This window comes from Bacillus pinisoli, from assembly GCF_023036475.1.
In the GTDB taxonomy this organism is placed as follows: domain Bacteria; phylum Bacillota; class Bacilli; order Bacillales; family SA4; genus Bacillus_BS; species Bacillus_BS pinisoli.
Genome location: NZ_JAJQKI010000002.1, coordinates 20,247 through 44,805, shown reverse-complemented (window position 1 = coordinate 44,805; position 24,559 = coordinate 20,247). Strand labels below are relative to the sequence as shown.

Here is a 24,559-nt window from a genome sequence, read left to right as displayed (position 1 = left end):
AGGAAGTGGGGAAGTAAATGACGTATGGAAATCACGTGCAATTAAAGGTGTATCAACAGCTCGAGGATCATATTATTCCAGTTACATATGAAGATCTAGAACAAAAGGCCAAAGCTCATTTGGCGAAAGAACCTTATTATTATGTAGCTGCTTCAGCGGGAGCCGAGGTAACCGCTAGAAATAACAATAGAGCATTTGAGAAATGGGAAATCGTTCCTAGAATGTTATGTGATACGTCCAAAAGAGATCTTAGTGTTGAATTATTTGGTAAGCGCTATCAATACCCGATAATGTGTGCACCTGTTGGTGTGCAATCGATTATTCATCCAGAAGGAGAGCTTGCGAGCTCAAGAGGTGCTTCGGAAATGGGAGTTTCATACATCACGAGTACTGCTTCTACATATAGTTTGGAGAAAATCGCACAAGAAAGTAACGGTGATAAGTGGTTTCAGCTCTATTGGAGTAGTGACCGTGAAATTGCAGCAAGTATGGTTAAGCGTGCAGAAGCAGCCGGCTATAGTGCGATTGTTATTACCTTAGATACCCCAATGATGGCTTGGCGTGAGAAAGATATTGAACATAAATATCTGCCATTTTTGCAAGGGAAAGGAATCGGAAATTATTTAGAAGATCCTGTTTTCTTATCACGATTAGAGCGTTCTCCAAAGGAGGATATGACATCAGCCATCATGCTTTGGGCAAAAATATTCGGAAATCCTGCTTTAACATGGAAGGATTTAGAATATATACGATCCCAAACCGATCTTCCAATCTTGTTAAAAGGTATTTTGCATCCAGAAGATGCAAAGCTTGCGTTAGAGCATGGAGTCGATGGAATTATTGTGAGTAATCATGGTGGTAGACAAGTGGATGGAGCGATTACTAGTATTGACGCATTACCAGAAATATGTGAGGTTGTACAAGACCAAATTCCTATCTTATTAGATAGTGGGATAAGAAGAGGGGCGGATATAATTAAAGCATTAGCATTAGGGGCAAAAGCTGTATTAGTAGGTAGACCTTATATGTACGGTTTAGCATTAGCTGGTGAGGAAGGGGTCAAACAGGTCCTCCGAAATCTTCTTGCAGATTTTGACCTTACGATGGCACTATCAGGAAAATCAAAGGTTTCTGAAATTCATAAGGACTTATTACGGAGAGCACAAGTGTAAATCTGTACATGTAGTAAAAAGGTTCAGTATTAGGCTGAACCTTTTTCTGTTTACACCGCTTTTTCCAGAAGTGACTTTTCGAATTTCTTTGCAAAAGTGTTTGCTATAAAGGCACCAATTGATAAGTTAAAGACCATATTTAAGATTGGAGCCATAACTCCCAGCTCGCCTATAAATTGATACGCTAAGATTGCCGCAAGCGCAGAGTTACATAGACTAACTTGAAAGAGAGCTGCACGGCAATCCTCTTCTTGCATCTTCATTTTCTTACAAACGAAATATGCGATAAACATTGGTAATGTTACTTGGATGAAGGTGGCTGCTATGACAAAAGGTAGAATCAGTAATTCTTCCGAAATGGCAAGCTTACCACTTCCAACAATAATATGCACGACGAGCAATAAAGCTACAGAAGAACCAATTTTAGTGATTGTTCTGGAATACGATACAAAGCGTGGAACTAATTTCTGAGAAATAATTCCAAAAACTAAGGGTAGAAATACAATAAGTAAAAAAGATTGCAATAAACTTAAAAATGAGATGGTTACCTCCTGAGTTGATAAACCCATCATAGCGATAGGTGTCATAATGGGACTTATGGCTACATCAATGAGGGAAGCAGCTACGACAAGGGGAGCATTACCACCTGCAATAAACGTATAAACTGTTGCTGCAGTAGCACTTGGGACTGTTCCCGCTAAAAGTAATCCTGCGGCAAGTTCAGGATGATGAGAGGCAAATAGTAGGGCAAGTATGAATGAAAGGACAACGGTAAATGTCCATTTTAACAAAGTAATGAACAATAATTCTGTTTTCTTTAATTTAACCTTTTGAATCGAATCAATATTAATAGATAGACCTGAGAAATAAATAACCATTCCTAATAAAAGACTGGGGACCCACGGGGCAACATCCCAGTAAACAGGTGAGAAATATGTTCCTATTGCTAGAAGAATAATCATAATTGATAGTCTTTTAGATAAGAAGTTTGCAAGTAGAGTCATATTACTTTCCTCAGTTTCTACAAGATATAAAAATTATATAAGATTTATCGGTTTATATGAACAGTCTTTTATGAAGTTGGGGTTTTTCATCCTTTTTGTACAAACTCTCGCATATAGTGGAAGGGATAACTATATCAATCTAGAAATAGTAATAGACTGAAGATTTTGACAAGGGGTGATTGTATGGAAAATAGTAAACATATTGTATTCGAAAGCAGAGAAGAGGGTATTGCAGTTCTAACCCTGAATAGACCAGAGGCGTTAAACTCGTTTAGTCATGACATGATCTCAAGTTGGTATGACGCACTTAATGAATTCAAGAATGACAAAAAAATGAAGGTTCTAATTGTAACGGCAACCGGGAAAGCGTTTTCGGCTGGTGGAGATATTAAAGCCCTCTCAAAAGGTGAAGGCTTTATTGGGGAGCCGGAGGAAGATTTATGGAGTGATGCGGTTAAGAGAAAGGCTGCACTGTGGGAAAATATCCAAAAAATCCCCTTATTGTTAGAGGAAATTGATAAACCGGTTATCGCATGTATAAATGGAGATGCCATAGGAGCAGGACTGGATATGGCTCTCATGTGTGATCTTCGCTTTTGTGCAGATACGGCAAGATTAGGAGAGGGATATATCCATTTAGGCCTCGTGCCCGGGGATGGAGGCAGCTATTTTCTGCCAAAGATTGTAGGTGAATCAAAGGCATTAGAGTTACTTTGGACTGGTGATAGAATAAACGCTGATGAAGCAAAGCTAATTGGCATGGTTGACTATGTTTATCCTGCTGATGAAGTACTTGAGAAAACCATACAATTTGCTCAAGTATTATGCTCAAAACCTCAGAATGCACTTCGTATGATTAAGAGGCTTGTCAAAAATCACGATAAAATCAGTTTGCGAACACATCTAGATATGGTTTCTTCTCACATGGCAGTGGTTACGGATACTCATGAGTATGTAACATTATTAGAGAAAATGAAAACAAAGAAATCATAGTCTATTAAGGAGGAATAAAATGAACCAGCCCTTAGAGGATATAAAGGTATTAGATCTATCAAGGGTTTATGCGGGACCAGGTGGTTCTATGATTCTTGGAGATTTAGGCGCTGATGTAATTCGGATTGAATCACCAAGTGGAACTGATAGTATGAGGGATTGGGTTCCGTTTATTGAGGGGGAAAGTACATATTATATGAGTGCAAACCGTAATAAACGGTCAGTCACTCTTAATCTTAAAGACGATAAAGGTAAAATGCTTTTTAAGAAGATGGTAGAAACGGCAGATGTTGTAATTGAGAACTTCAAAACAGGTACGTTGCAACGGATGGGACTTAGCTATGAGGTGCTAAAACAACTTAATCCAAAACTTATCCTTTGCTCTGTTACGGGATATGGACAAACAGGCCCATTTAGTCATGAGCCTGGCTTTGATCCCGTCATCCAAGCGATAGGGGGAATGATGGATGTAACTGGATTTCCAGATGGAGAGCCCACGAGAGTAGGTGTTCCGGTTGTAGATATTATGACCTCTCAATATGTGACAATTAGTATCCTTTCGGCTCTTAGATTACGAGATCATACGGGGAAAGGGCAACATATTGATATTTCTTTAATGGATGTCCAGCTTAGTTCACTAGCGAATGTATCCAGCAGCTTCTTAAATAAAGGAACGATTGCAAACAGAATCGGAAATGGTCACAGCTACATAGTGCCTTATCAGGTATTTCAATGCAGTGACCGTCCTCTAATGATATGTGCTGGAAATGATCGTTTATACAGAAAGCTATGTGAATCAATGGGTCATCCTGAATGGGCTATAGATGAAAAGTACAAAACCAATCTTGAACGAATAACCCACCGTGAGGAATTAACGGACAAGATTCAACAGGTCATCTCTGAGAAAACGGCAGATGAATGGTTTAGCATATTTTCAAAAGCGGGAGTGCCATCTGGCCCCGTTAATAATATTGAACAAGTCTTTGAGCATGAACAAGTAAGAGCAAGAGAAACTGTCGAGGAAATAGAACATCCGACAGTCGGAACTGTAAAGTTAGTCAAGAGTCCATTAAGATTCTCTAACCTTGATGTTCAAACTAGAAAGCATCCTCCACTACTAGGTGAACATACCGAAACCTTCTTTAAAGAGGAAATGGGCCTTACTAGTGAGGAAGTATCAAGATTAAGAGAAGAAGGTGTCATTTAATCACTATGAAACCAAAAGTCATCGTTTATAAAAGGGTGCCAAAAGAAGTGGTAAATTATTTAAATCAAACTTGTGACGCATATTATGTAGATTCGGAAGACCCACAATTTTTTGAAGCAGTAAAAGACGCTCAAGGTATAATTGGGAGTGGGTTATTTATTGACAAAGAATTTTTAGACATGGCTCCACATTTAAAAATCGTCTCAAATGTTTCAGTTGGTTATAATAATTTTGACTTAGAAGAATTAACAAGAAGACGAATTATGGCCACGAATACACCGGATGTGTTAACAGATACCACTGCTGATTTGATATTCGGTTTATTGCTTGCTGCAGCTAGGAGGATTTCCGAACTTGATACATATGTAAAGAAAGGTGAATGGAAGCAGCATATCGGTAGAGATCTTTTTGGAGTGGACGTAAATAAAAAGAAGCTTGGAATTATAGGTATGGGAAGAATTGGTACTGCAATTGCTAAACGAGCACATATGGGTTTTGATATGGAAATCTTATACCATAATCGAAGTAAAAATGAACTAGCAGAAAATTTATATCGAGCAAAGCGTTGTTCCCTTGACGACCTTTTAAAAACAGCTGATTTTATTTGTTTAATGACTCCATTAACATATGAAAGCTACCACCTAATTGGTGAACGTGAATTTAATCTTATGCAAAAAACGGCTATCTTTATTAACGGATCAAGAGGGGAAACGGTTGATGAGCAGGCATTAATTGAGGCACTACAGAGTGGAAAAATCCTCGGAGCTGGACTAGATGTTTTTACGAAAGAACCTATCGAAGAGGATAATCCTTTGTTATCCTTAAAACAGGTAGTAACAGTGCCTCATATTGGGTCTGCTGTAGAGGAAACAAGAATGAAAATGGCGTGGTTGGCAGCAGAGAATATTGTAAAAGGCTTAAACAATGAGAGACCTCCAAGTTTAATTAACACTTTTTAGTAATCCAACAATAAAGAGCAGGCTTAGTCAAAGTTTGGACTAGGCCTTCTCTTTTTGTGGCACTTTTAAAAACTTACAAACCGGTTTGTCTAGTGTTAACAACAAACAGCCATTACTTCTCTTCGCCTAGTAGAAAATCAAAGTCACACCCTTGATCTGCTTGGAGGACATGTTTTTGGTAAAGTCTAGTATACCCTCTACCTACGATTGGAACTGGCTTCCAATCCTTTTTGCGATTTTCCAGTTCTTGTTCATCGACATGTAGAGTCAACGAACGTTTTTCAACATTTAATTCTATGAGATCTCCAGTTCTAACAAGCCCAATTGGACCACCAACAGCTGCTTCTGGTGCTGTATGGAGCACAACTGTTCCAAACGCCGTACCACTCATCCGAGCATCCGAGATACGAATCATATCCCGAACTCCTTGTTTTAATAGTTTTTGTGGAATTGGAAGCATTCCGGCTTCAGGCATTCCTGGACCACCGACTGGCCCCGCATTTTGCAGAACCATAATGTCTTCTGGATTAATGTCTAAATGAGGATCGTCTATTCTTTCTTCAAGGTCTTGCAAGGAAGAAAAGACAACTGCACGACCTTTATGGTTTAGCAATTCAGCTGAAGCTGCTTTTGGTTTAATAACAGCTCCATTTGGTGCTAAGTTTCCTTTTAAAACAGCAATTCCTCCTTCTTTATGTAAAGGTTCTTCAAACGTCCTAATAATATCACGGTATGTCTCTGAGAACTTAACACTCTCGAGATTTTCTCTCACTGACTTACCGGTGACTGTCATTTCTTCTAAATGAAGAACAGATTGTAGCTCCTTCATCACAACAGGTGCACCACCTGCACGATAGAAATCTTCCATTTGATATTTACCAGCCGGTCTAAGATTTGCAATAAATGGAGTAGATTTACTTAACTCATCGAATAAATCTAAGGGAAGTTCAATATTTAATCGACCTGCAATGGCTACAAGATGAATAACCGCGTTGGTTGAACCTCCAACAGCCATAAGCATTCTAATAGCATTCTCTAGAGAATTTCTAGTCATGATCTGAGAGGGTCTTATATCCTTCTCTACTAGTTCAACGATTTTCTTACCAGTCTGAATAGCATGTTGCAATCGTTTGTTTTCTGTTGCCGGTATAGCGGCCCCCCCTGGAAGCATCATCCCCATCGCCTCTGCACAGACAGCCATTGTACTGGCGCTTCCCATTACCATACAGTGTCCCGCAGTTGGAGCAAGTGCTTGATTGATTTCGTCAATTTCTTGATCATTTACTTTTCCGCCACGGTATTCTTGCCAGAAAAAGCGGCAGTCTGAGCAAGCTCCTAATGTTCGGCCTTCATACTCGCCATTATTCATAGGCCCACCAGTAATAATAATGGAAGGAATATCAGCTGAAGCAGCTCCCATCAGCTGAGAGGGTGTTACTTTGTCACATCCACCAATTAACACAACACCATCAATTGGTTGAGCTCTTATCATTTCCTCTGTATCCATTGCGGCAAGGTTTCGATATAACATAGTTGTGGGACTTGTATTAATTTCTCCTAATGAAATAGTTGGAAACTCTAAAGGGATTCCCCCTGCCATTAACACGCCTGTCTTTATGGCATCAATAAGAGGTCCGATATGTGCGTGACAACGATTAATTTCACTTTTCGTATTACAAATTCCAATGACTGGTTTTTGATAATCCTCTGGTTCGTACCCTAGATGGCGGTTGAACGCTTGGCGAATGAATTGACTAAAACCTCTGTCACCATAAGATGTTAATTTTTTCGATTTATTTGTAGTAGACATATTTCACACTCCGATGCAATAGGTTATGATTATAGTATGGTAAGACCAATTTTTTCACTAGAAATAATCTAGCATTCTATCTACTTCTTAAAATCAACCATTTGTAAACGTTTGTTGACCCAATTTTCTGAACTATCATATAATTGTTATATAACTATTTTATGGAAAATTTATTGGTTGTGTCAATCCCTACAATTTTTACATCATTTTAAAACCCTCTTAGATTCTTACTTCATATTGTATTCACATTTAACCTCATAATTGTTACAAGCTACAAGAGAATAATCTTAATTAATGAAAGGAAGGTGCTCTATGTATGAATTGATTGAGATTGAACAAGTTTTTCCCGATCAAAAATTAAAAAATATAAAAGTGAAGATACAAAATGAGTTAGACAGTCACCTTAGTCACCTTTCGTTACCAGAAGGTGCAGAAATTGCAATCACAGCTGGTAGTAGAGGAATCTCTAATATTATTACTATATTAAAAGAAACAATCATGTACTTAAAAGCGAAAGGGTACACTCCATTTTTAGTTCCATCGATGGGAAGCCATGGTGGTGGTACTGCAGAAGGACAAGTAGAAGTTCTAAAACATCTTGGTATCACAGAAGAGGTATTGGAAGTTGAAATTCGCTCTTCTATGGATGTTGTGTTTCTTGGTGAAACGCCGAACGGTCAGCCGGTGTATATGGATCGTCATGCTTACCACTCTGATGGGATTATAGTTATTAATAGAATCAAAGCTCACACTGCTTTCAAAGGTAAAGTGGAAAGCGGGTTAAGTAAAATGGTCACAATTGGCCTAGGGAAAATAAAGGGTGCAACGTTCGTTCATAGTGACGGAGCGTTAAAAATGGCTGAGAACATAGAGGATGTTTGTACATTTGCATTAATGAATAGCCCGATCCTTATGGGATTAGCCATTGTTGAAAACGGATTTGATGAAACAGCAGATATTGTGGGAGTCCCAAAAGAAAATTGGATTTCAAAAGAATCAGAACTCCTTCAATACTCCAAATCAATGATGCCTAGTCTCCCAGTTGATGATGTAGATATTTTAATTGTTGAGGAGATGGGAAAATGTTTTAGTGGCACAGGTATGGATCCTAATATCATAGGAAGATGGAGGATTGACGGGGTTCCAGAGCCAGAACATCCAAGTATAAAGAGAATTGCCATTTTGGATTTGGCAGAGAAGTCTTTTGGAAATGCCCAGGGTATAGGACTTGCAGACTTTACTACACAAACACTTGTCAATAAGATAGACCGAAACTCTACTTATACAAATGCCATTACAGCTACTTATTTAAGGAGAGCTATGCTGCCGATGATTTATGAGACAGAACAAGAATCAATAGAAATGGCCATACAAAGTCTTGGTCCCAAACTTAATCATAATGAGTTGAAAATTGTACAGATAGCAAATACTCTTCATTTAGGTCGAGTGTACGTTTCAAAAGCTGTCCTCGATGAGATGACACATACCACATCAAGGAGATTCCATATTAAAGGAACGCATGTACTTCAATTTAATGATTCGGGAGTTCTTTTAAGAAGAATTAGTAAACAGCATTAAGAATTGGGGTGGCCAATGGAATATGAAGTTCAAAAAGCAGCATTAGTTATAGATGTTTCTGACAATGTAGCTGTTGCATTAACTGATTTAACAAAGGGTGATCAGTGTTCTGTTCGCTTTCCAAACAGAGTAGAGTGTATGACGGTCTTAGAAGATATTAGTTTTGGTCATAAGTTTGCGTTAAGAGACATAAGTCAAAATGAAGTTTTAAAGTATTGTGAGGAAATTGGCAGAATGAGTGTAGGCATACAAAAGGGTGGTTATATTCATCATCACAATATGTATTGCGAAAGAGGGATGAAATAGTGACAGACACTTTCATGGGCTATCAGAGAAAAGACGGTTCTGTAGGAGTCAGAAACCTAATTGCGATAATTCCTTCTGTATTCTGCTCTGCAAAGTTGGCGGAACGAATTGCTTTCCAAGTGCCTGGTAGTGTGTATTTCCGACACCCTGTTGGATGAAGTCAGGTAGAAGAAGACCTTGAGGTTACAGCCAAGACACTAATTTCCATAGGTAAAAATCCTAATTTTGCAGGAGTAGTGGTGGTGGGGTTAGGCTGTGAACGTTTTTCTCCTTATGAGAATGAAAGAGAATATTGATATAAATGTGGGTAAAGTGTTAACAGGCCAGAAATCTTTAGAGCAGATGGGAATGGAGATTTATAAAGAAATACTTGAGGTTGCTTCTGGAAAAATGGTGAAATCTGAAGTGCTAGGACATGACGAACAGTTTTGTGTTACAAGATTACCATAATCACTAGATTAATAAAGATAGAGAAGGGAGAAAACCTTGAAACTATTAATAGAAAAGATTGAAGTATTAACTTTATCACAGCTCTTTGAGGGTTTATGTACGATTTCTCCTTTTGATAAATCAATATCTATTTATGAAGAACATCCTATGATTCTTGAGTACGTTTCTAATCTAAAAAGTGAAACTGTAACCGTTGATCCCGAAGAAGTGTTGAATGGTATTGCATGTCTTAAATGGATTTTAAAACATAAGATAGATTATGTGTTAGTTTTTCCACATGTGCTCTCAGAGAGAACGCTGTTTAGTAATGTTAATTTAACAGGATTAACAGTCAAGTATGACAAGCATGTTAATAATGAATTTTCACCCTCTATGGCGTGTATTTTAAGGGTGTTAAATACACACCAACTATTACAATATCAAGTTGAAGAGTCTACTTTAACTTTTCAAATTAAGAGTAAAGTGACAATACCAACAGATTTAGTTGATTGCCATGTTTATATTTTAAAAATAGAAGACGTTCAACAACATCATTCTCACCTTTATGAGCATGTTGACACAGACATGCTACTTCTCCAAGCAAATATTGATGACATGAACCCAGAAATTCTCCCATATGTAATGGAGCAGTTATTGAATGCTGGTGCAAACGATGTGTTTGCACAACCTATTATGATGAAAAAAGGTAGACATGCCTTTATGTTAAATATCCTATGTCAGAATAGAATGTTAAAGAAAATGGAATCAATAATTTTCACGGAAACGACAACGATTGGTGTTAGAAAAATGAGGGTGGATGTGCATCGCCTTGGGAGGTTTAATGAAGTAGTTGAGACAGCGTGGGGAGAAATAAAGATAAAAATAGCCAAGTATGAAGGGCAAACAGTACAAGTTTCACCTGAATATGAGGATTGTAAAAGATTAGCTTTGAAGAATGCAGTACCGCTAAAACTTATATACCAAGAAGCGGTGTATCACATACAGAAATTATACGGACGTCATGTTGTATCGAACAAGGAAAGGAGAGTTAAAGAATGGATGTAACAAAGACCATATACGATAAAAATAAGGAACTTGGCCGAATTCTGAGAGAAATGGGAAATGTTCTAATTGCCTATTCCGGGGGAGTAGACAGTGCGTTTCTTGTAGCTCGAGCTAAACAGGAACTGGGGGACAAGATGTTGGCAGTTACCGCTTCCTCTGAAACATTTCCACAACGAGAATTTGATGAAGCTATTACACTAGCAGAAGAATTAAGAGTACCCTATTTTACAATTGATATAAAAGAGTTTGAAAATGAGGATTTCTTAAGAAATGATAAAAATCGGTGCTACTACTGTAGAAGTGGTCTTCACAGCCGACTCGTTACTCTTGCAAAAGAGCAAGGTTATCCCTTTATCCTTGATGGTACAAACGCGAGTGATGCAACCGATTATAGACCGGGCATGAAAGCACTTAGAGAAAAAGGCGTAAGGAGTCCTTTAAAGGAAGCCGATTTAACGAAGGATGAGATAAGGGAACTTTCAAGAGAGATGAACTTAAAGACTTGGAATAAACCATCTTTTGCATGCTTATCCTCACGAATACCCTATGGAACAAAGATTACAGAAAGAGCGATCAATCAACTGGATATCGCAGAGAATTATCTGTTAAAAGAGATTGGTCTAAGGCAGGTTCGTGTTAGACATCATGACAAAATTGCTAGAATTGAAGTGGATGCAGATGAGCTTCAGAGTATTTTCTTCCATAATCAGAGGATTGATGAAAAATTAAAGGAGCTAGGCTTTACATACGTAACTGTTGATTTAATGGGATATCGAACTGGAAGTATGAACGAAGTCTTGAAGGTGAAATAGATGGCAACAGGAAAAACAGGAAATATAGAAAAAATATTAGAAAAAGTTAGAGATGGAGAACTAAGGGTTGAAGAAGCAAAGCATCAATTAAAAACCTTTGATGCACTTGGGTTTGCAACCATTGATCTCCACCGTGAGAGAAGACAAGGGTTTCCCGAAATTATTTATGGCGAAGGTAAAACAGCTGAACAGATTGTTAATATTGTCCAGTCGCTAAGAAACAACTCAGTGACAAGAATATTAGCGACTAGGGTATCTAAAGAGAAAGCACAAATTATTTTATCGAAGATTCCTGAATTGACATATAATTCTTTAGCCAAAACTTTGAGTTGGAAGGATCGACAAGAACAGACATTTCTATATCCAGGTTACTGTGCTGTCATTTGCGCGGGAACTTCTGATTTAGCGGTCGCAGAAGAAGCAGTTGTTACACTGGAGTCTATGGGATGCAGAGTAGAGCGTATCCATGATGTAGGTGTTGCAGGATTACATCGATTGCTGCATCATTTAGAACTGATTCAAGGGGCAACCGTATCTGTTGTCATTGCTGGAATGGAGGGGGCTTTGCCTAGTGCTGTTGGCGGACTGGTGTCACATCCTGTTATCGCTGTCCCTACAAGTGTGGGGTATGGAGCAAATTTTGGAGGATTATCCGCATTATTATCCATGATTAATTCATGCGCATCTGGTATTAGCGTTGTTAATATAGATAACGGTTTTGGTGGTGGTTATAATGCTGGACTCATTCACCGTATGATTCATCAAGAAAGATAGTCATTCTATAGAGCTCTACAAGTAAATAAAAGGTAGGTGATCCTCATGCGTACTTTATACATAGATTGTTTCTCAGGAATTAGCGGGGATATGTTGTTAGGAGCACTGATTGATTGTGGTGCAGACATTGAGAAATTAAAAATGCAGTTAGCAAAACTAGGACTATCTCATGAATTTAAGCTACATATAAAGAAAGTAAATAAGAAGGGGATTGTAGCCACTAAATGTAATGTACTTCTATCTCAGTCCGAGGCTGTCAAAGAAACAGTTTTACAACCGGCCAATCATGTTAATTCAGATACAACCCACGAGCATATTCACCACCAACTTGAACACCATCATACCCATCACAGCCATGAACATCGCAGTTATTCATCTATAGTCAAGTTAATTAAAGAGGCTGAATTGGGAGCGGATATTGAGGAAACAGCCATATCCATCTTTAGAAAAATAGGAGAAGCTGAAGCCCGAATCCACGGTGTACCTGTTGAGGACGTTCATTTCCATGAAGTAGGGGCAGTCGATTCTATTGTTGATATTGTAGGGATATCTATTCTCTTGCATGATATAAATGTTGAGCGTATTTATTCTTCTTCTGTTCCTGTAGGGTCTGGGAAAATTCACATTGATCACGGGATCTATCCAGTACCAGCCCCAGCCACACTGGAATTATTAGTTGGAATTCCGATAACAGAAAGTAACGTAAAAGGTGAGTTAACTACTCCTACTGGAGCAGGAGTGTTAGCAGCAGTATGCAATCATTTTGGTCCTATTCCGTCAATGACAATTAAATCAGTAGGATATGGAGCAGGGACAAAAGACTTCCCGAACCATCCTAACGTATTAAGAGTCATACTTGGTGAATAAAAATAGTTCAAGGAGGTTCTTACTATGAGACAACTAAAGCTACCGAGTATAGAGTTACCAGAATCAGCATTACACCTTCAGCAAGAGGTTAGAGAATTTTTACTTAGGGAAAAAGAAAAAGGAAGCTTTGAACCAAAATGTGATTCTTGGTTAGGTGGATATTCTGCCGAGTTCAGCAGAAAGATAGGGGAACAAGGATGGCTAGGTTTAACATGGCCTAAAGAGTATGGTGGTCAAGAACGTTCAGCATTGGAACGATTTGTCGTAACAGAGGAGTTACTAGCGAGTGGCGCACCGGTTGCAGCCCATTGGTTTGCTGATCGTCAAACAGGTCCATTATTGTTAAAGTATGGAACAGAAGAACAGAGAAGAAAAATCCTTCCAGGAATCGCAAAGGGTGAGGTGTATTTTGCAATTGGGCTTAGTGAACCAAATTCCGGATCTGACCTGGCTTCAGTATCCACTCGTGCTAAAAGAGTAGGAGAGAAATGGGTTTTAAACGGTAGTAAAATTTGGTCAAGTGGCGCTCATCATTGTCATTACATGGTTACCCTCTGTAGAACAGAAGCTTTAGGTGAGAAAAAACATGAGGGTCTTAGTCAAATATTACTAGATCTTCATGCGCCAGGTGTAACAATTCGTCCGATTCATCTAATGACTGGAGAGCATCACTTTAACGAAGTGATTATGGAAGATGTTGAAGTGTCAGACGATATGATTATAGGTGAAGTAGGTCAGGGATGGAAACAGAGTTTGGCAGAGTTAGCCTATGAAAGAAGCGGTCCTGAACGAATTATGAGTACGTATCCCCTTTTAGCGGAGCTTGTTAAGCAGCTATCCTACACTTCAAGTGATCATGCTACTATTGAGATTGGGAGACTGGTTGCAAGGTTATGGACATTGCGACATATGTCATTAGGGGTTGCAGGCCTATTAGAAAAAGGGGTTACCCCTGAAGTAGCCGCAGCTTTAGTGAAGGACTTAGGAACTGAATATGAAAATGAAGTGATAAAAGTAGCTCGTTTATTAATTCCTAGTAAACCATCTGTCACAGCTGAATCAACATATGATAAATTATTAGCTCAAGCCATATTACACTCACCTGGATTTACTCTACGTGGTGGAACAACAGAAATTCTGCGTGGAATTATTGCAAGGGGGTTAGGAGTACGATGAGTGACATTCGAGAAATGTTAGAAGAAACTGTTGCTAAACTATTAAAGGATCATTGTTCTAAAGAACTAATAACTCAAGCAGAACAGGGTGTTTTTCCGGTAAGCCTATGGAAGAAATTAGAAGAACTTGGAGTCACTTCTGTGGCAATTGAGGAAGAGAATGGTGGCTCAGGTGGAGACCTAGGTGATTTTTTCTCTATATTAAAGCTAACTGGCTATTATGCCGCTCCCATTCCATATGCAGAACATATTCTATCAAACTGGTTTTTAACATCTATAGGATTTACGATGGTTCCGGGGATTACAACATTCTCTCAAGAGCTATCACAAGATGTGATTAATTTTAATCGAATGGGTGACACGTATAGCCTTAATGGCACTGCAAGCTTTGTGCCATGGGGAAGAGATGCAGATTTTATCATTGTAATAGGGATGGACCCAAATGGAAATAAATTAGCTGCAAGTATACCTTTACAGGATTGTGAGATTCACTCAAACAACAGTTTAGCGGGAGAACCTAGGAATTGTATTTTATTAAAAAATGTTGAAATCACTTTGGAATCAGTAAAGGAAATTGATCCAATAAAAATAGAAGAGCTATTAAATTTACTAACTTTAACACGGGTTATGATGATGACCGGAGCTCTTGAAAGGGTTCTAGAATTGTCAGTCTCTTATTCAAAAGAGAGAATACAATTTGGAAAGCCCATCAGTAAGTTTCAAGCGATACAGCAGCAATTAGCAATATTAGCGGGTGAGGTTACAGCTTCTATGGCAGTTGCAGACTATATTGTAAATAAAGTGGATCGTAAAATCGGACAAGATGAAGTAGCGATGGCAAAAATTCAACTAGGGGATGCAGCAGAAAAAGTTACTAGAATTGCACATCAAGTTCATGCTGCAATGGGCTTTACTGATGAACATCCTCTTCATCAGAGCACAAGAAGATTGTGGTCTTGGAGAGAAGAATGTGGAGCGGAGACAACTTGGGCAAAAGCACTTGGTCAAGAAATATTAACAACATCTTTTGATCAACTATGGCCTTATATTACTAGCTTTAAAGAATAATCCTATTAGTATAGCGCATGTGTAAAAAGAAGGATAGATATTCATTATAGATAAATGTATAATATTAGTAACTTTATTAACAAATATACAGGGGTAAAACATGATTATAAGTAGATTGTTAGAAAATAAGACAATTAATTTTAAATCTCTTTTTAATTATCTAGAGGATATGATATTCGTAATAAGAGTGGAAGAAGATGATGTTTACCGTTGTATTGAAGTAAATAATGCTTACTTGAAGAGTTCTGGACTTATGAAGAAGCAAATTATAAATAAGAGAGTAGAAGATATTATTCCCTACGAAGAAGCGCAAGAGGTTATCCGAAAGTATCAAGCTGCGATCCTCTCTCGAAGTTCTTTAACATATGAGGAATGTATAACTCTAAATGGAATTATAAAGACATTTGAAACAACCATAATTCCAGTATTTGAAGAAGATGAAACCACTTGTATTAATATAATAGGTATTGCACGTGATATAAGTTTACGAAAACGATATCAAGAGGAAATACTGTCTACTAAGGAAATGTTTCAAAAAGTGATTCATCACCAACAAGGGCTAATTTATAGTTTAGAGAAGAAAGCCGATGACTATATTTACACTCTGTTTGACGGACAAATTCTTCAAAACTACGAAGAACTTACTAAGGAAGTGGTTGGAAAAAGACCACAGGACATTATGGAGAGAGAGATTGCTGTTGAAATTATTAATAGGTATAACCAATGTTGGAATAACCAGGAAAAAATCGTGTTTGAAGAAAAAGACCAAACGGGAGGAACATTACTAACGGTCCTTAGTCCTGTCGTTGAACAACATAAGACCACACAAATCATTGGTTCAACTATTGATATTAGTGATAAAAAAAGAGCAGAAGAAGCTCTTGTAAAAAAAGAGAAACTGTCATTGTTAGGTGAACTTTCAGCTGGCATTGGCCATGAGATTCGTAACCCTCTAACTACCATAAAAGGATTTATCAAAATGATGAAGGAAGATCCCGCTCATATTAAACCAGAGTATCTAGATGTCATTCAGACTGAAATTGAGAGCATAGACCGAATAGCCGGTGAATTAATGATGCTCGCAAAGCCACAAGCACTTCAAATGGTTCCATTTAATATAGTAGTTTTGTTAAAAGATGTTATGTTCTTGATGGAATCACAGGCGTTTACAAGTGGCGTCGATATGGAAATTACTTCTGATCAAGATATCTTACTAATTAATGGCGATAGAAATCAAATTAAACAAGTATTTATTAATTTGATAAAAAATTCAATTGAGTCAATGGAATCAAGTATGAAAGGCAAAGTACGAGTTGTTTGTAGTCATACAATCCATGAAGTAAGTATAAAGGTAATAGATGAAGGTTGTGGAATTACCGAGGAGAAAATAAAAAGCATTGGAGAACCCTTCTATACAACTAAAACAAAGGGGAATGGCTTAGGCTTGATGATTACACAACGAATCATCAAAAATCATCAAGGTGTAATAAATTGTGATAGTCAGGTGGGTAGAGGGACAACATTTACGGTAACCCTACCACTGTTTGTTTCATAAGTTTTCTTCTAACCTATATGATCTGAATTTCTCTGACTTTTAACGAAAAATGTAGTATTTAATGTTTAGAAAACAGCCTTTTTATAAAAGTGAATGGAGTCTATTCTTTGGTAGGATAGACTTTTTTCTTAATTAATCATATTAGTATTGTTTAATTGAAATAATCGTTACATAACAAAAATTACTTGTAGGTAATGTGAAAAAGGAGAGAGTGCAATTGAAACTGTTTATTTCAGCAGATATTGAAGGGATATCAGGAGTAGCTACCGGCCAACAGCTTAAGACACCAGCGGAGTATCAACGATTTAGAAAATTAATGACTCAGGATGTGAACGCTGCAATTAAAGGGGCTTTTAATGGTGGAGCAACTGAAGTTCTTGTAGCAGATGGGCACGGTAATATGTCTAACATCTTTATAGAGGATTTAGATTCGAGAGCAACACTTGTTCAAGGTAGCAACCGTGTGATGTGTCAACTAGAGGGATTAGATGATAGTTTTGCTGGTATTCTCTTTGTTGGGCATCATGGACGCGAGGGTGGATCTGAACGAACAGTGATTAGTCATACGTTAGCTGGTATCTGTGTGAATGAGATGAAAATTAACGGGAGAGTAGTTGGAGAAACGGAAATGAACGCGATGGTTGCTGGACAATTTCAGGTCCCAGCTATTTTTATTTCAGGTGATGATTCTTATGTGAATGAAGTACTTGAAACATTACCAGATGTGGAATCAGCAATTGTAAAAAGAGGGATTGATCGTTTTTCAGCAGAATTGCTTCATCCTGTAAAAGCTCATGAGCTAATAATGGAAAGAGTGGAGAAAGCTGTAAGACGGATTGATCAATTTAGCCCTCTTAAAGTGGAAGGTCCAATTACTTTTGAGATTGAAATGAAGAGTCCCTCTCAAGCACTTATGACAACTACAATTCCTTCTGTTACGCTAGTAGATCCAAAAACAATCCGCTTCACATGTGAAGATATGGTTACTGCATATAAACATATGTGGGGTTGTGTGATTATTGCGATGACAGCTACAAATGGTGTTTTAGGTCATGTTAATGCTTAAATAAAGAGAAATGGAGGGATACAAGTGCAATATCGGACAGTTGGAAGAACGGGAATTAAGGTTTCAAGCCTTTGCTTTGGAACAATGTCTTTTGGTGGTAATGCTGATAAGGAAACGTCCAAGGCAATGTTCAAGAGAACGAGAGAAGCGGGAATTAATTTCTTTGATTGTGCTAATATGTACAGTAATGGAGAAGCGGAAGAAATATTGGGTGAATGCATCTCTGATTGTAGAGATGAAATTGTTCTAACCTCTAAAGTATTTTTCCCTACAGGAAAAGATGTGAATGCAGGGGGACTGTCTCGTCGACATATTATGTTAGAAGTTGAAAGAAGCTTAAGTAGATTGAAAACAGATAGAATTGACTTTTATTTTGTACATAAGTTTGATGCTACTACCCCAATTGAGGAGACATTACGTGCACTTGATGACCTACAAAGACAAGGAAAAATAATTTATCCTGCAGTTAGTAACTTTGCTGCGTGGCAGATTGCAAAGGCTCTTGGAATTTCAGCTAAAGAACAGCTAGCACGATTTGAACTAATCCAGCCCATGTATAATCTTGTGAAACGCCAGGCTGAAGTGGAAATCCTTCCTCTAGCTGAATCAGAACAAATGGGCGTCATTACATACAGTCCACTTGGTGGAGGTCTATTAACAGGAAAGTATGGAGTGAATCGTAAGCCTAGTGAGGGTCGAATTGTTGATCAAGAAAATTATACAAAGCGTTATGGAGCTCAACTAAACTTTGAAGTGGCAGAACGTTTTACTGCGTACGCACATGAACATGAAGTTCACCCAGCAACACTTGCTGTAGCTTGGGTTATGGCTCATCCTTCTGTAACGGCTCCTATTATCGGAGCTAGAAATGTGGAACAACTAGAGTATTCCTTGGCCGCATTAGACATTGACATGACTTCTAAATGGCGTGATGAAATTTCAGGCTTATCTATCACTCCGCCACCAGCAACAGATCGTACAGAGGAAGCTTTATAGAACTATCTATAAAAAGCACCCATTTTACATTTTGACATGCTAGTTATTGTCATAGTGTGAAATAGGGTGCTATTTTCCTTGTTATTCATATTCATTTTAGATTTTTTCTGAGAAGAACAAGAACTATTAGCATTATATGGTAAAATTAAGTTGGTAATTTTGGAATACAGCTGTCCCACAATGAGTGTTTTTCTATGGAGGTTTTTTTATGATAAGTAATAAATGTGCACTAGTTGTTTCTTTAATGGTGTTAATAGGTTTTCCAGTTTTCTTTCTCGTCATATCATTATGTACAGGGCAATGGGGCTACTTGGTGTGGAGCATTCCACCATCCTTTGCTGCAGGATTTACTGGTTTGGTAATAACTCTTAACCAAATTAAAAAGGAGAGAAAAAATGCATAACAAAATGACATTAAACGTTAGTAGATCTTTTATTATGGCTCTTTTCTAAAACTTTGTTTCTTTTCAATCTTATATTTCAGCAATTTTGCCATATTAAGTATGATTAAACTGATTTATTAAAGATTAGAAAAGAGCAACTCACTGGATTTAAAACAGAGACTTTGTACTAACAAATAAAAATCCGGCTTCCTGAGAATTTTACGAAAGCAACAATATAAACGAAAACAACCTTTATTATTTCTCCTTCTCATCGATCGAACAACCAAGTCTTACATACAGCCGCGTATTCTCTAATCCATAACTTTGGTTTCACAATCCAAGGTGTTTCTGCTGGAAGCGTATATACTTCTTTGTAACCTAAGCGTTCAGCAATCATTTTAGAACGGAATAGATGAAAATCATTGCTTACGATAATCATTTGCTTATTAGGGTTGAGCAATTTCATAGAGTATGATAAGTTTTCATAAGTTGTTGTAGATTGATCTTCTAAAATAATTCGATCGACGGATATTCCTTCTTTTATTAGATAGGTAGACATAGCCTCTGCTTCCGTAATATCTTCACCAGGTCCTTGACCTCCAGAAACTATAACTATGGTCTGAGGGTTTTCTTTTAAGTAACGTAAAGCAACTTTCACGCGGTTGTACAAGGCTAGTGACATTTCTTTTCCGTTTATCTTTGCACCGAGTATGACAAGATAATCAGCATGACGGGGTGGGGCATTCTTAGCGGTTTCTGCAATGAGGTTGTGAATGATGCTGATATAAGAGATTGATGCAATCAAAGTTAAATAGATTACCAGTCGAATAATACGTTTCATGTAACTCTCCTTTAAAAATACCATATGTAAAATTATAAACTTTTTTTTGTTTGGAATGTAAAATGTTGTAATTTAATAGAATGTAAATTATATTAATGTACCAACAATCTTGGGAAAACTTTTATCGGGTAATTTACCTCTTTATAGACTATAATAAAGTTTGCAAATTATACATACTAGGAGATAAGACCGTGAAACAAACATATACAATCAGAGAAAAACTAAAACAAATATTTTTTATGCTAATTCCGATCTTGATTACTCAGCTTGGTATGTTTTCTATGGTCTTCTTTAATACAATTATGTCAGGGAAGTTCAATCCTTCTGATTTAGCAGGGGTAGCTATTGGATCTGCTATTTGGAGTCCAATTTTTATTGGCTTAAGCGGAATATTACTTGCGGTATCTCCTATTGCGGCACAACGATTTGGGGAAAAGAAAAACCGGGAAGTTTCATCCATTGTCACTCATGGAATCTATTTAGCTTTTCTAATTGCTTTCCTCATTATAATTCTAGGAATCTTCTTTCTTGATGACTTATTAGATTTAATGAATGCTGCACCTGAGGTTCATACGATTGCCTATGATTATTTAGTTGGACTTAGTTATGGCATTATTCCATTATTCATATTTAATGTACTACGTTCATTTATTTATGCGCTTGGAGAAACAAGGGTAGTGATGATTATTATGGTGGCATCCTTGCCTATAAATTTTGTGTTAAACTATGTTTTAATTTTTGGTGTATGGGGTTTTCCGATGCTTGGCGGAGCAGGAGCTGGCTATGCAACTTCTATTACTTATTGGATTATTGCACTTATGACTGCGTGGATAACTAAAACGAAAGAACCTTTTTCTCTTTATTTATTTTTAGCAGACTTTAAATCGTTTACCTGGAATAAGAGTAAAGAGATCTTAAAAATCGGTGTACCTATGGGTCTATCTAGCTTTTTTGAAACAAGTATGTTCGCGGTCGTCACTATTCTTATTAGCAAATATGCAATTTCTACAATTGCAGCATATCAATCAGCTTTAAATATCGTTTCATTCCTCTATATGATTCCCATTAGTATATCAATGGCTTTAACTGTATTGGTTGGGTTTGAGGTTGGTGCAAAAAGGTATAAGGATGCAAAGATCTATAGTTGGTTAGGAATATGGTTATCCATATTGGTTGCGTTATTTACAGGCATACTCGTTGTGATTTTCCGCTATCAGGTAGCTGCTTTTTACTCCAATGATTTGGAAGTCATTACATTAATTGCAAGCTTTTTAATATACGCTTTATTCTTTCAAATGGCTGACGCCCTTCAGGCAACAGCACAGGCAGCCTTACGTGGTTATAAGGATGTAAATATAGCATTTATTATGACTTTAATTTCATATTGGCTCATCTGTTTACCGCTGGGATATCTTTTAGCGCATAAAACAGATTTTGGAGCAGCTGGTTATTGGATTGGTCTTACAATAGGGTTGCTTGCTGCAGGTATCGGGTTATCTGGTAGACTAATTTATATTCAGAAGAAAAAGTATAGTGAGCTATGGACGGATGTTTCTTCTTCATAATCTTCATGATGTAAGAACATAAAAAACGCACATTCAAAGTACAAACCATAAGGGATTCTTACCTGAATGTTTCTCCTCAAAACTGTTTGTATTTAACAACGATGCGTTTTTATTTTGTAGGTATATGGTTTTTTCTCTGTGTATGTCCAAATGTTATGGTACTTATCCTTTTTCCCATGCTTTAAATTTTTGTATAATTTTCCAACAAACAACACTTAATAGCCAATAAATTGGAAAAGAGTAATAATTCTTCCAGATTAGTTCTTTATAGATTCCAAGTACTTCCATAGTCGGCTCGGCTATAAATGCAAGGAATGCTGCTAAAACTCCAGAAGCTAAGAAGAATTTTTTGAAATCTTGCTGCCATCTTTGATAAGCGATCATAAATGGAATGATGACGATACCTACATCATAAGGATAAAACTGCGGATATATATAGGGTGTAATCCGAACAGGATAAATCCAGAACAACGCATTACTTCCAATTGAATCAAGAATGGAGGCTGCAGTCCCATAAAACAAGCCAAAACAAGTAATTTCAGTTATTCGTTTTTTATCAATAAGAAAGAACCACGCAATAGGTGAAAGAGCACTTAATGAAATAATGAACCACCATTTTGGTTGTAAGTAATTATGTTGTCGCCAATAAGTCTGCAATGTTTGGTAAAAATCTTTTTCTACTTCAAGTAATTGATCTAAGGAAATAGAATTCATTACATATAAATGGAATAAGTCTTGTATAATCAGAATCAACAACAGAAACACCACATTTTTAGGTTTTGAGTATAGTTTGTCCCACTGTGGTCATGTTAATATCAATTATCTATAAAAAGATGGAATATTTTTATCCTACTTATAGGAGAACATTCTACGAGAATTAGTTTGGACTTTTTGCTACTAATGGTATAATCCAAGTGAATTACTTTATTATACGGAGGAAATATGCTTACATTTGAAGAGAAATTACATATTATAGAATCTTTTCCAGAGCTAACACGTAAAGACGTTTCGTTAAAACGGGTAAATTTTCATTATGAGGAAAGTAACAACGATAGAAAGAATGTGGTCTATCACTTACATCCGAATGGTAATGGTTTTGTCTATACTGAATTTATTGGCCAGTATGAATACGATGAAAGAGGTATGACAAATATTAGGGATTTTACGGAAGAAGAGCTACGATTGGTAATAAGGGAATCAATTGACTCTTTAACAGGAAACATTGAAGTAGAGACTGCGCAAGAAGATTTTGTAGAAGAGACCTGGATCAATTCAGATGCACATACCTTAGTCGTTACATATGAGCATGAAATGTGGAATGTCTATGCAGGTAAACTTTTAGATGGTACGTTTCCATCATATAATGAGGCGAAGCAGTACTTAGAAGAGGAAGGTTTCAAAAAAGCAAAGCAAAAATAACGCCAAATCAAAGGTTGATTTGGTTTTTTTGATTCTTCTTTTTTCCATCGTACATACTAGTAATGAGAAACCTTCATGAAAATATGATAATTGTTATTTATTTCCTACTACGTTATAGTTAACATGATGGAAAATTAAATGTAGAGGAGAAAGTCCAATGAACAAACAATTTGAGTTGACAAGAGGACAATTAATTAAGTTTTTAAAAGAAACTGATGCTACCCTTTTTGACGATCAACCTAAAGGCTTTAACAATACACTACGTTGGCATGCTGGTCATTTATTAGTGGCTACTGAAGGTTTTATGTTCGGCTTTCCTAAAAAATCTACCAATCTATCATTATCTTACATTGAGCTTTTCGGAATGGGAACAAGACCATCTAATTGGAAACATGAAATTCCTTCTCTGGAGAAACTTATTGAACAACTAGAAGATCAAGCAGAAAGAGTTAGAGAATTACCGGAACAATTTTTCTCTAAAGATTTGCCGTTTACTTTTCCAGTTGGAAATGTTGAAACCTTCAGGGACTTATTCGGCTTTATGTTATACCATGAGGCGGACCATTTGGGCCAGATGAAAGCAATGAAACGAATCTTAATGAGCCGGACCGAATAAACCGTTTTTGTTTTACCATTTAAGGCGTAATAAAAAAGTATACTTGATTGTGAAGGTGACTGCTGATGGATATTAGACCAGCACTGGTTGAAGATGCAAATGCAATAGCTAAAGTCCATGTTGACAGTTGGAGAACTACCTATAAAGATATTGTTAGTCAATCTTATCTTGATGAACTGTCAGTTGAAGCTCGCGAAAAGCTATGGAAAACTGTCATACCCAGTGGTGGTGTCTATGTGGCCGAGAATGATATAGGCCAAATTGTAGGTTTCGTATCAGGTGGTAGGGAGAGAACTGCTGAATATCCAGAATTTCTTGGAGAAGTATACGCCATTTATTTGTTTGAAAGTGAGCAACGTAAAGGGGTCGGAAAACAACTTATTAAAGCTGTTAAAGACGATTTGAACAGTAAAGGTATCAACTCCATGTTAATCTGGGTACTCGAGGAGAATCCATCTGCCGGTTTCTACGAATCTATTGGTGGTCAAAGAATAGATTCAATGGAAGTTGCCATTGGTAATGCTAAATACGTAGAAGTTGCTTTTGGATGGAAAGATATACAGCATTTATAATGAACAAAAAGGAAAGCTGACATATGATTTCATATGCAAGATTTCCTTTTTCTTATTAAATTAGTTTAAATTGAAAAACCAAAGGACATTGACCTGAATATAGGGAAAGAACAAGACTAAATGTAAGAGCTTCATGTAAAGTTACTCATATTACCTATGGGTTATTTTTTTTGGTATTATTAAACATTTTATTGACATGTTGTGGTCTACTCTATAAAATTTGCATTAAGGAAACTTTTATAACTCTATAAAACAAGTGTGTAATTGCTAAAAAATAATTACTTAGTAAAAAAAGTATGCAATAACCAAACTTTTCTTGCATAAAGTA

General features: G+C 37.0%; 25 protein-coding genes and 1 pseudogene. 22 read left to right on the top strand and 4 right to left on the bottom strand.

What is annotated here, in order from left to right:
* Nucleotides 1-17: 17 nt before the first annotated feature.
* Complete coding sequence (locus LT143_RS02565; protein ID WP_246939318.1) at nt 18-1,172, top strand: lactate 2-monooxygenase; 1,155 nt, start codon at nt 18-20, stop codon at nt 1,170-1,172.
* A 50-nt stretch (nt 1,173-1,222) separates the two neighbouring features.
* Here the strand turns inward: LT143_RS02565 and LT143_RS02560 are convergent, their stop codons facing one another.
* Nucleotides 1,223-2,176: a bile acid:sodium symporter family protein gene (locus tag LT143_RS02560; RefSeq protein WP_246939314.1), complete on the bottom strand. Its 954-nt coding sequence runs from the start codon at nt 2,174-2,176 to the stop codon at nt 1,223-1,225.
* A gap of 183 nt (nt 2,177-2,359) precedes the next feature.
* Here LT143_RS02560 and LT143_RS02555 point away from each other — a divergent pair, with 183 nt between their 5' ends.
* Genes LT143_RS02555 through LT143_RS02545 form a run of 3 tightly spaced genes read left to right on the top strand, consistent with a single transcriptional unit; the run spans nt 2,360 to nt 5,335 of the window.
* Nucleotides 2,360-3,169 (top strand): enoyl-CoA hydratase/isomerase family protein, encoded by an 810-nt coding sequence (locus LT143_RS02555; protein WP_246939311.1) that lies wholly within the window; start codon nt 2,360-2,362, stop codon nt 3,167-3,169.
* A 19-nt stretch (nt 3,170-3,188) separates the two neighbouring features.
* A complete protein-coding gene (locus LT143_RS02550) occupies nt 3,189-4,376 on the top strand; it encodes a CaiB/BaiF CoA transferase family protein (RefSeq protein ID WP_246939308.1) in 1,188 nt (395 codons plus the stop codon).
* Nucleotides 4,377-4,381: 5 nt separating this feature from the next.
* Nucleotides 4,382-5,335 carry a 2-hydroxyacid dehydrogenase gene (locus tag LT143_RS02545; RefSeq protein WP_246939305.1) on the top strand — a complete coding sequence of 318 codons (954 nt, stop codon included), beginning with the start codon at nt 4,382-4,384 and terminating at the stop codon, nt 5,333-5,335.
* Between the two features lie 112 nt (nt 5,336-5,447).
* Here the strand turns inward: LT143_RS02545 and LT143_RS02540 are convergent, their stop codons facing one another.
* Nucleotides 5,448-7,145 (bottom strand): IlvD/Edd family dehydratase, encoded by a 1,698-nt coding sequence (locus LT143_RS02540; RefSeq protein ID WP_246939302.1) that lies wholly within the window; start codon nt 7,143-7,145, stop codon nt 5,448-5,450.
* 312 nt (nt 7,146-7,457) lie between these two features.
* On the opposite strand from LT143_RS02540, the gene LT143_RS02535 reads away from it, so the two are divergent.
* The 14 genes and pseudogenes from LT143_RS02535 (at nt 7,458) to LT143_RS02470 (ending at nt 19,239) form a co-directional block, all read left to right on the top strand.
* The gene (locus LT143_RS02535) at nt 7,458-8,723 is read left to right on the top strand and encodes a nickel pincer cofactor-dependent isomerase, group 22 (protein ID WP_246939299.1); all 1,266 of its coding nucleotides are present in this window, start codon (nt 7,458-7,460) and stop codon (nt 8,721-8,723) included.
* Nucleotides 8,724-8,738: 15 nt separating this feature from the next.
* Nucleotides 8,739-9,029: a UxaA family hydrolase gene (locus LT143_RS02530; protein WP_246939296.1), complete on the top strand. Its 291-nt coding sequence runs from the start codon at nt 8,739-8,741 to the stop codon at nt 9,027-9,029.
* 14 nt (nt 9,030-9,043) lie between these two features.
* Nucleotides 9,044-9,325: pseudogene (locus LT143_RS02525) on the top strand (UxaA family hydrolase).
* Entirely contained in the window at nt 9,303-9,479 is a 177-nt protein-coding gene (locus LT143_RS02520; protein WP_246939293.1) for a UxaA family hydrolase, read from the top strand. The pseudogene LT143_RS02525 and the gene LT143_RS02520 overlap by 23 nt, the downstream one beginning before the upstream one ends.
* A 36-nt stretch (nt 9,480-9,515) precedes the next feature.
* Nucleotides 9,516-10,523: a nickel pincer cofactor biosynthesis protein LarC2 gene (larC2, locus tag LT143_RS02515; protein ID WP_246939290.1), complete on the top strand. Its 1,008-nt coding sequence runs from the start codon at nt 9,516-9,518 to the stop codon at nt 10,521-10,523.
* Entirely contained in the window at nt 10,514-11,335 is an 822-nt protein-coding gene (larE, locus tag LT143_RS02510) for an ATP-dependent sacrificial sulfur transferase LarE (protein WP_246939287.1), read from the top strand. Before larC2 ends, larE begins: the two co-directional genes overlap by 10 nt.
* Entirely contained in the window at nt 11,336-12,109 is a 774-nt protein-coding gene (gene larB, locus LT143_RS02505; protein ID WP_246939284.1) for a nickel pincer cofactor biosynthesis protein LarB, read from the top strand.
* Between the two features lie 45 nt (nt 12,110-12,154).
* On the top strand, nt 12,155-12,976 hold the full coding sequence (gene larC / locus LT143_RS02500; RefSeq protein ID WP_246939282.1) for a nickel pincer cofactor biosynthesis protein LarC: 822 nt from the start codon (nt 12,155-12,157) through the stop codon (nt 12,974-12,976).
* Nucleotides 12,977-13,000: 24 nt separating this feature from the next.
* Nucleotides 13,001-14,152 (top strand): acyl-CoA dehydrogenase family protein, encoded by a 1,152-nt coding sequence (locus tag LT143_RS02495; RefSeq protein ID WP_246939279.1) that lies wholly within the window; start codon nt 13,001-13,003, stop codon nt 14,150-14,152.
* Nucleotides 14,149-15,219 (top strand): acyl-CoA dehydrogenase family protein, encoded by a 1,071-nt coding sequence (locus LT143_RS02490; protein ID WP_246939277.1) that lies wholly within the window; start codon nt 14,149-14,151, stop codon nt 15,217-15,219. The genes LT143_RS02495 and LT143_RS02490 overlap by 4 nt, the downstream gene beginning before the upstream one ends.
* A gap of 100 nt (nt 15,220-15,319) precedes the next feature.
* Nucleotides 15,320-16,774 carry an ATP-binding protein gene (locus LT143_RS02485; protein ID WP_246939275.1) on the top strand — a complete coding sequence of 485 codons (1,455 nt, stop codon included), beginning with the start codon at nt 15,320-15,322 and terminating at the stop codon, nt 16,772-16,774.
* 217 nt (nt 16,775-16,991) lie between these two features.
* Nucleotides 16,992-17,840, top strand: a complete 849-nt coding sequence (locus LT143_RS02480) for a M55 family metallopeptidase (RefSeq protein ID WP_246939273.1) — start codon at nt 16,992-16,994, stop codon at nt 17,838-17,840.
* A 24-nt stretch (nt 17,841-17,864) separates the two neighbouring features.
* Nucleotides 17,865-18,836 (top strand): aldo/keto reductase, encoded by a 972-nt coding sequence (locus LT143_RS02475; RefSeq protein WP_246939271.1) that lies wholly within the window; start codon nt 17,865-17,867, stop codon nt 18,834-18,836.
* Nucleotides 18,837-19,044: 208 nt separating this feature from the next.
* Nucleotides 19,045-19,239 (top strand): hypothetical protein, encoded by a 195-nt coding sequence (locus tag LT143_RS02470; RefSeq protein ID WP_246939268.1) that lies wholly within the window; start codon nt 19,045-19,047, stop codon nt 19,237-19,239.
* 247 nt (nt 19,240-19,486) lie between these two features.
* Here LT143_RS02470 and LT143_RS02465 read toward each other — a convergent pair whose 3' ends face one another.
* The gene (locus LT143_RS02465) at nt 19,487-20,059 is read right to left on the bottom strand and encodes a YdcF family protein (protein WP_246939265.1); all 573 of its coding nucleotides are present in this window, start codon (nt 20,057-20,059) and stop codon (nt 19,487-19,489) included.
* Between the two features lie 191 nt (nt 20,060-20,250).
* Here LT143_RS02465 and LT143_RS02460 point away from each other — a divergent pair, with 191 nt between their 5' ends.
* Nucleotides 20,251-21,624, top strand: coding sequence for an MATE family efflux transporter (locus tag LT143_RS02460; protein ID WP_246939262.1), 1,374 nt, complete (start codon nt 20,251-20,253; stop codon nt 21,622-21,624).
* Between the two features lie 162 nt (nt 21,625-21,786).
* Here the strand turns inward: LT143_RS02460 and LT143_RS02455 are convergent, their stop codons facing one another.
* Nucleotides 21,787-22,377: a CBO0543 family protein gene (locus LT143_RS02455; protein ID WP_246939259.1), complete on the bottom strand. Its 591-nt coding sequence runs from the start codon at nt 22,375-22,377 to the stop codon at nt 21,787-21,789.
* 189 nt (nt 22,378-22,566) lie between these two features.
* Between LT143_RS02455 and LT143_RS02450 the strand changes: the two genes are divergently transcribed.
* The 3 genes from LT143_RS02450 to LT143_RS02440 all read left to right on the top strand — a co-directional run bounded on the left by LT143_RS02450 (nt 22,567) and on the right by LT143_RS02440 (nt 24,231).
* Complete coding sequence (locus LT143_RS02450; protein ID WP_246939256.1) at nt 22,567-23,043, top strand: hypothetical protein; 477 nt, start codon at nt 22,567-22,569, stop codon at nt 23,041-23,043.
* A 157-nt stretch (nt 23,044-23,200) separates the two neighbouring features.
* Nucleotides 23,201-23,659 (top strand): DinB family protein, encoded by a 459-nt coding sequence (locus LT143_RS02445; RefSeq protein WP_246939253.1) that lies wholly within the window; start codon nt 23,201-23,203, stop codon nt 23,657-23,659.
* A 65-nt stretch (nt 23,660-23,724) separates the two neighbouring features.
* The gene (locus tag LT143_RS02440; protein ID WP_246939249.1) at nt 23,725-24,231 is read left to right on the top strand and encodes a GNAT family N-acetyltransferase; all 507 of its coding nucleotides are present in this window, start codon (nt 23,725-23,727) and stop codon (nt 24,229-24,231) included.
* The last annotated feature ends 328 nt before the right edge of the window (nt 24,232-24,559 follow it).

Coding starts and splice junctions, on each gene's coding strand:
- LT143_RS02550 (WP_246939308.1), top strand. CDS start 3,189: ATGAACCAGCCCTTAGAGGATATAAAGGTATTAGATCTATCAAGGGTT.
- larB (WP_246939284.1), top strand. CDS start 11,336: ATGGCAACAGGAAAAACAGGAAATATAGAAAAAATATTAGAAAAAGTT.
- LT143_RS02490 (WP_246939277.1), top strand. CDS start 14,149: ATGAGTGACATTCGAGAAATGTTAGAAGAAACTGTTGCTAAACTATTA.
- LT143_RS02485 (WP_246939275.1), top strand. CDS start 15,320: ATGATTATAAGTAGATTGTTAGAAAATAAGACAATTAATTTTAAATCT.
- larC (WP_246939282.1), top strand. CDS start 12,155: ATGCGTACTTTATACATAGATTGTTTCTCAGGAATTAGCGGGGATATG.
- LT143_RS02560 (WP_246939314.1), bottom strand. CDS start 2,176: ATGACTCTACTTGCAAACTTCTTATCTAAAAGACTATCAATTATGATT.
- LT143_RS02495 (WP_246939279.1), top strand. CDS start 13,001: ATGAGACAACTAAAGCTACCGAGTATAGAGTTACCAGAATCAGCATTA.
- LT143_RS02565 (WP_246939318.1), top strand. CDS start 18: ATGACGTATGGAAATCACGTGCAATTAAAGGTGTATCAACAGCTCGAG.
- LT143_RS02530 (WP_246939296.1), top strand. CDS start 8,739: ATGGAATATGAAGTTCAAAAAGCAGCATTAGTTATAGATGTTTCTGAC.
- larE (WP_246939287.1), top strand. CDS start 10,514: ATGGATGTAACAAAGACCATATACGATAAAAATAAGGAACTTGGCCGA.
- LT143_RS02465 (WP_246939265.1), bottom strand. CDS start 20,059: ATGAAACGTATTATTCGACTGGTAATCTATTTAACTTTGATTGCATCA.
- LT143_RS02555 (WP_246939311.1), top strand. CDS start 2,360: ATGGAAAATAGTAAACATATTGTATTCGAAAGCAGAGAAGAGGGTATT.
- LT143_RS02470 (WP_246939268.1), top strand. CDS start 19,045: ATGATAAGTAATAAATGTGCACTAGTTGTTTCTTTAATGGTGTTAATA.
- LT143_RS02450 (WP_246939256.1), top strand. CDS start 22,567: ATGCTTACATTTGAAGAGAAATTACATATTATAGAATCTTTTCCAGAG.
- LT143_RS02545 (WP_246939305.1), top strand. CDS start 4,382: ATGAAACCAAAAGTCATCGTTTATAAAAGGGTGCCAAAAGAAGTGGTA.
- LT143_RS02520 (WP_246939293.1), top strand. CDS start 9,303: ATGAGAATGAAAGAGAATATTGATATAAATGTGGGTAAAGTGTTAACA.
- LT143_RS02535 (WP_246939299.1), top strand. CDS start 7,458: ATGTATGAATTGATTGAGATTGAACAAGTTTTTCCCGATCAAAAATTA.
- LT143_RS02440 (WP_246939249.1), top strand. CDS start 23,725: ATGGATATTAGACCAGCACTGGTTGAAGATGCAAATGCAATAGCTAAA.
- LT143_RS02445 (WP_246939253.1), top strand. CDS start 23,201: ATGAACAAACAATTTGAGTTGACAAGAGGACAATTAATTAAGTTTTTA.
- LT143_RS02540 (WP_246939302.1), bottom strand. CDS start 7,145: ATGTCTACTACAAATAAATCGAAAAAATTAACATCTTATGGTGACAGA.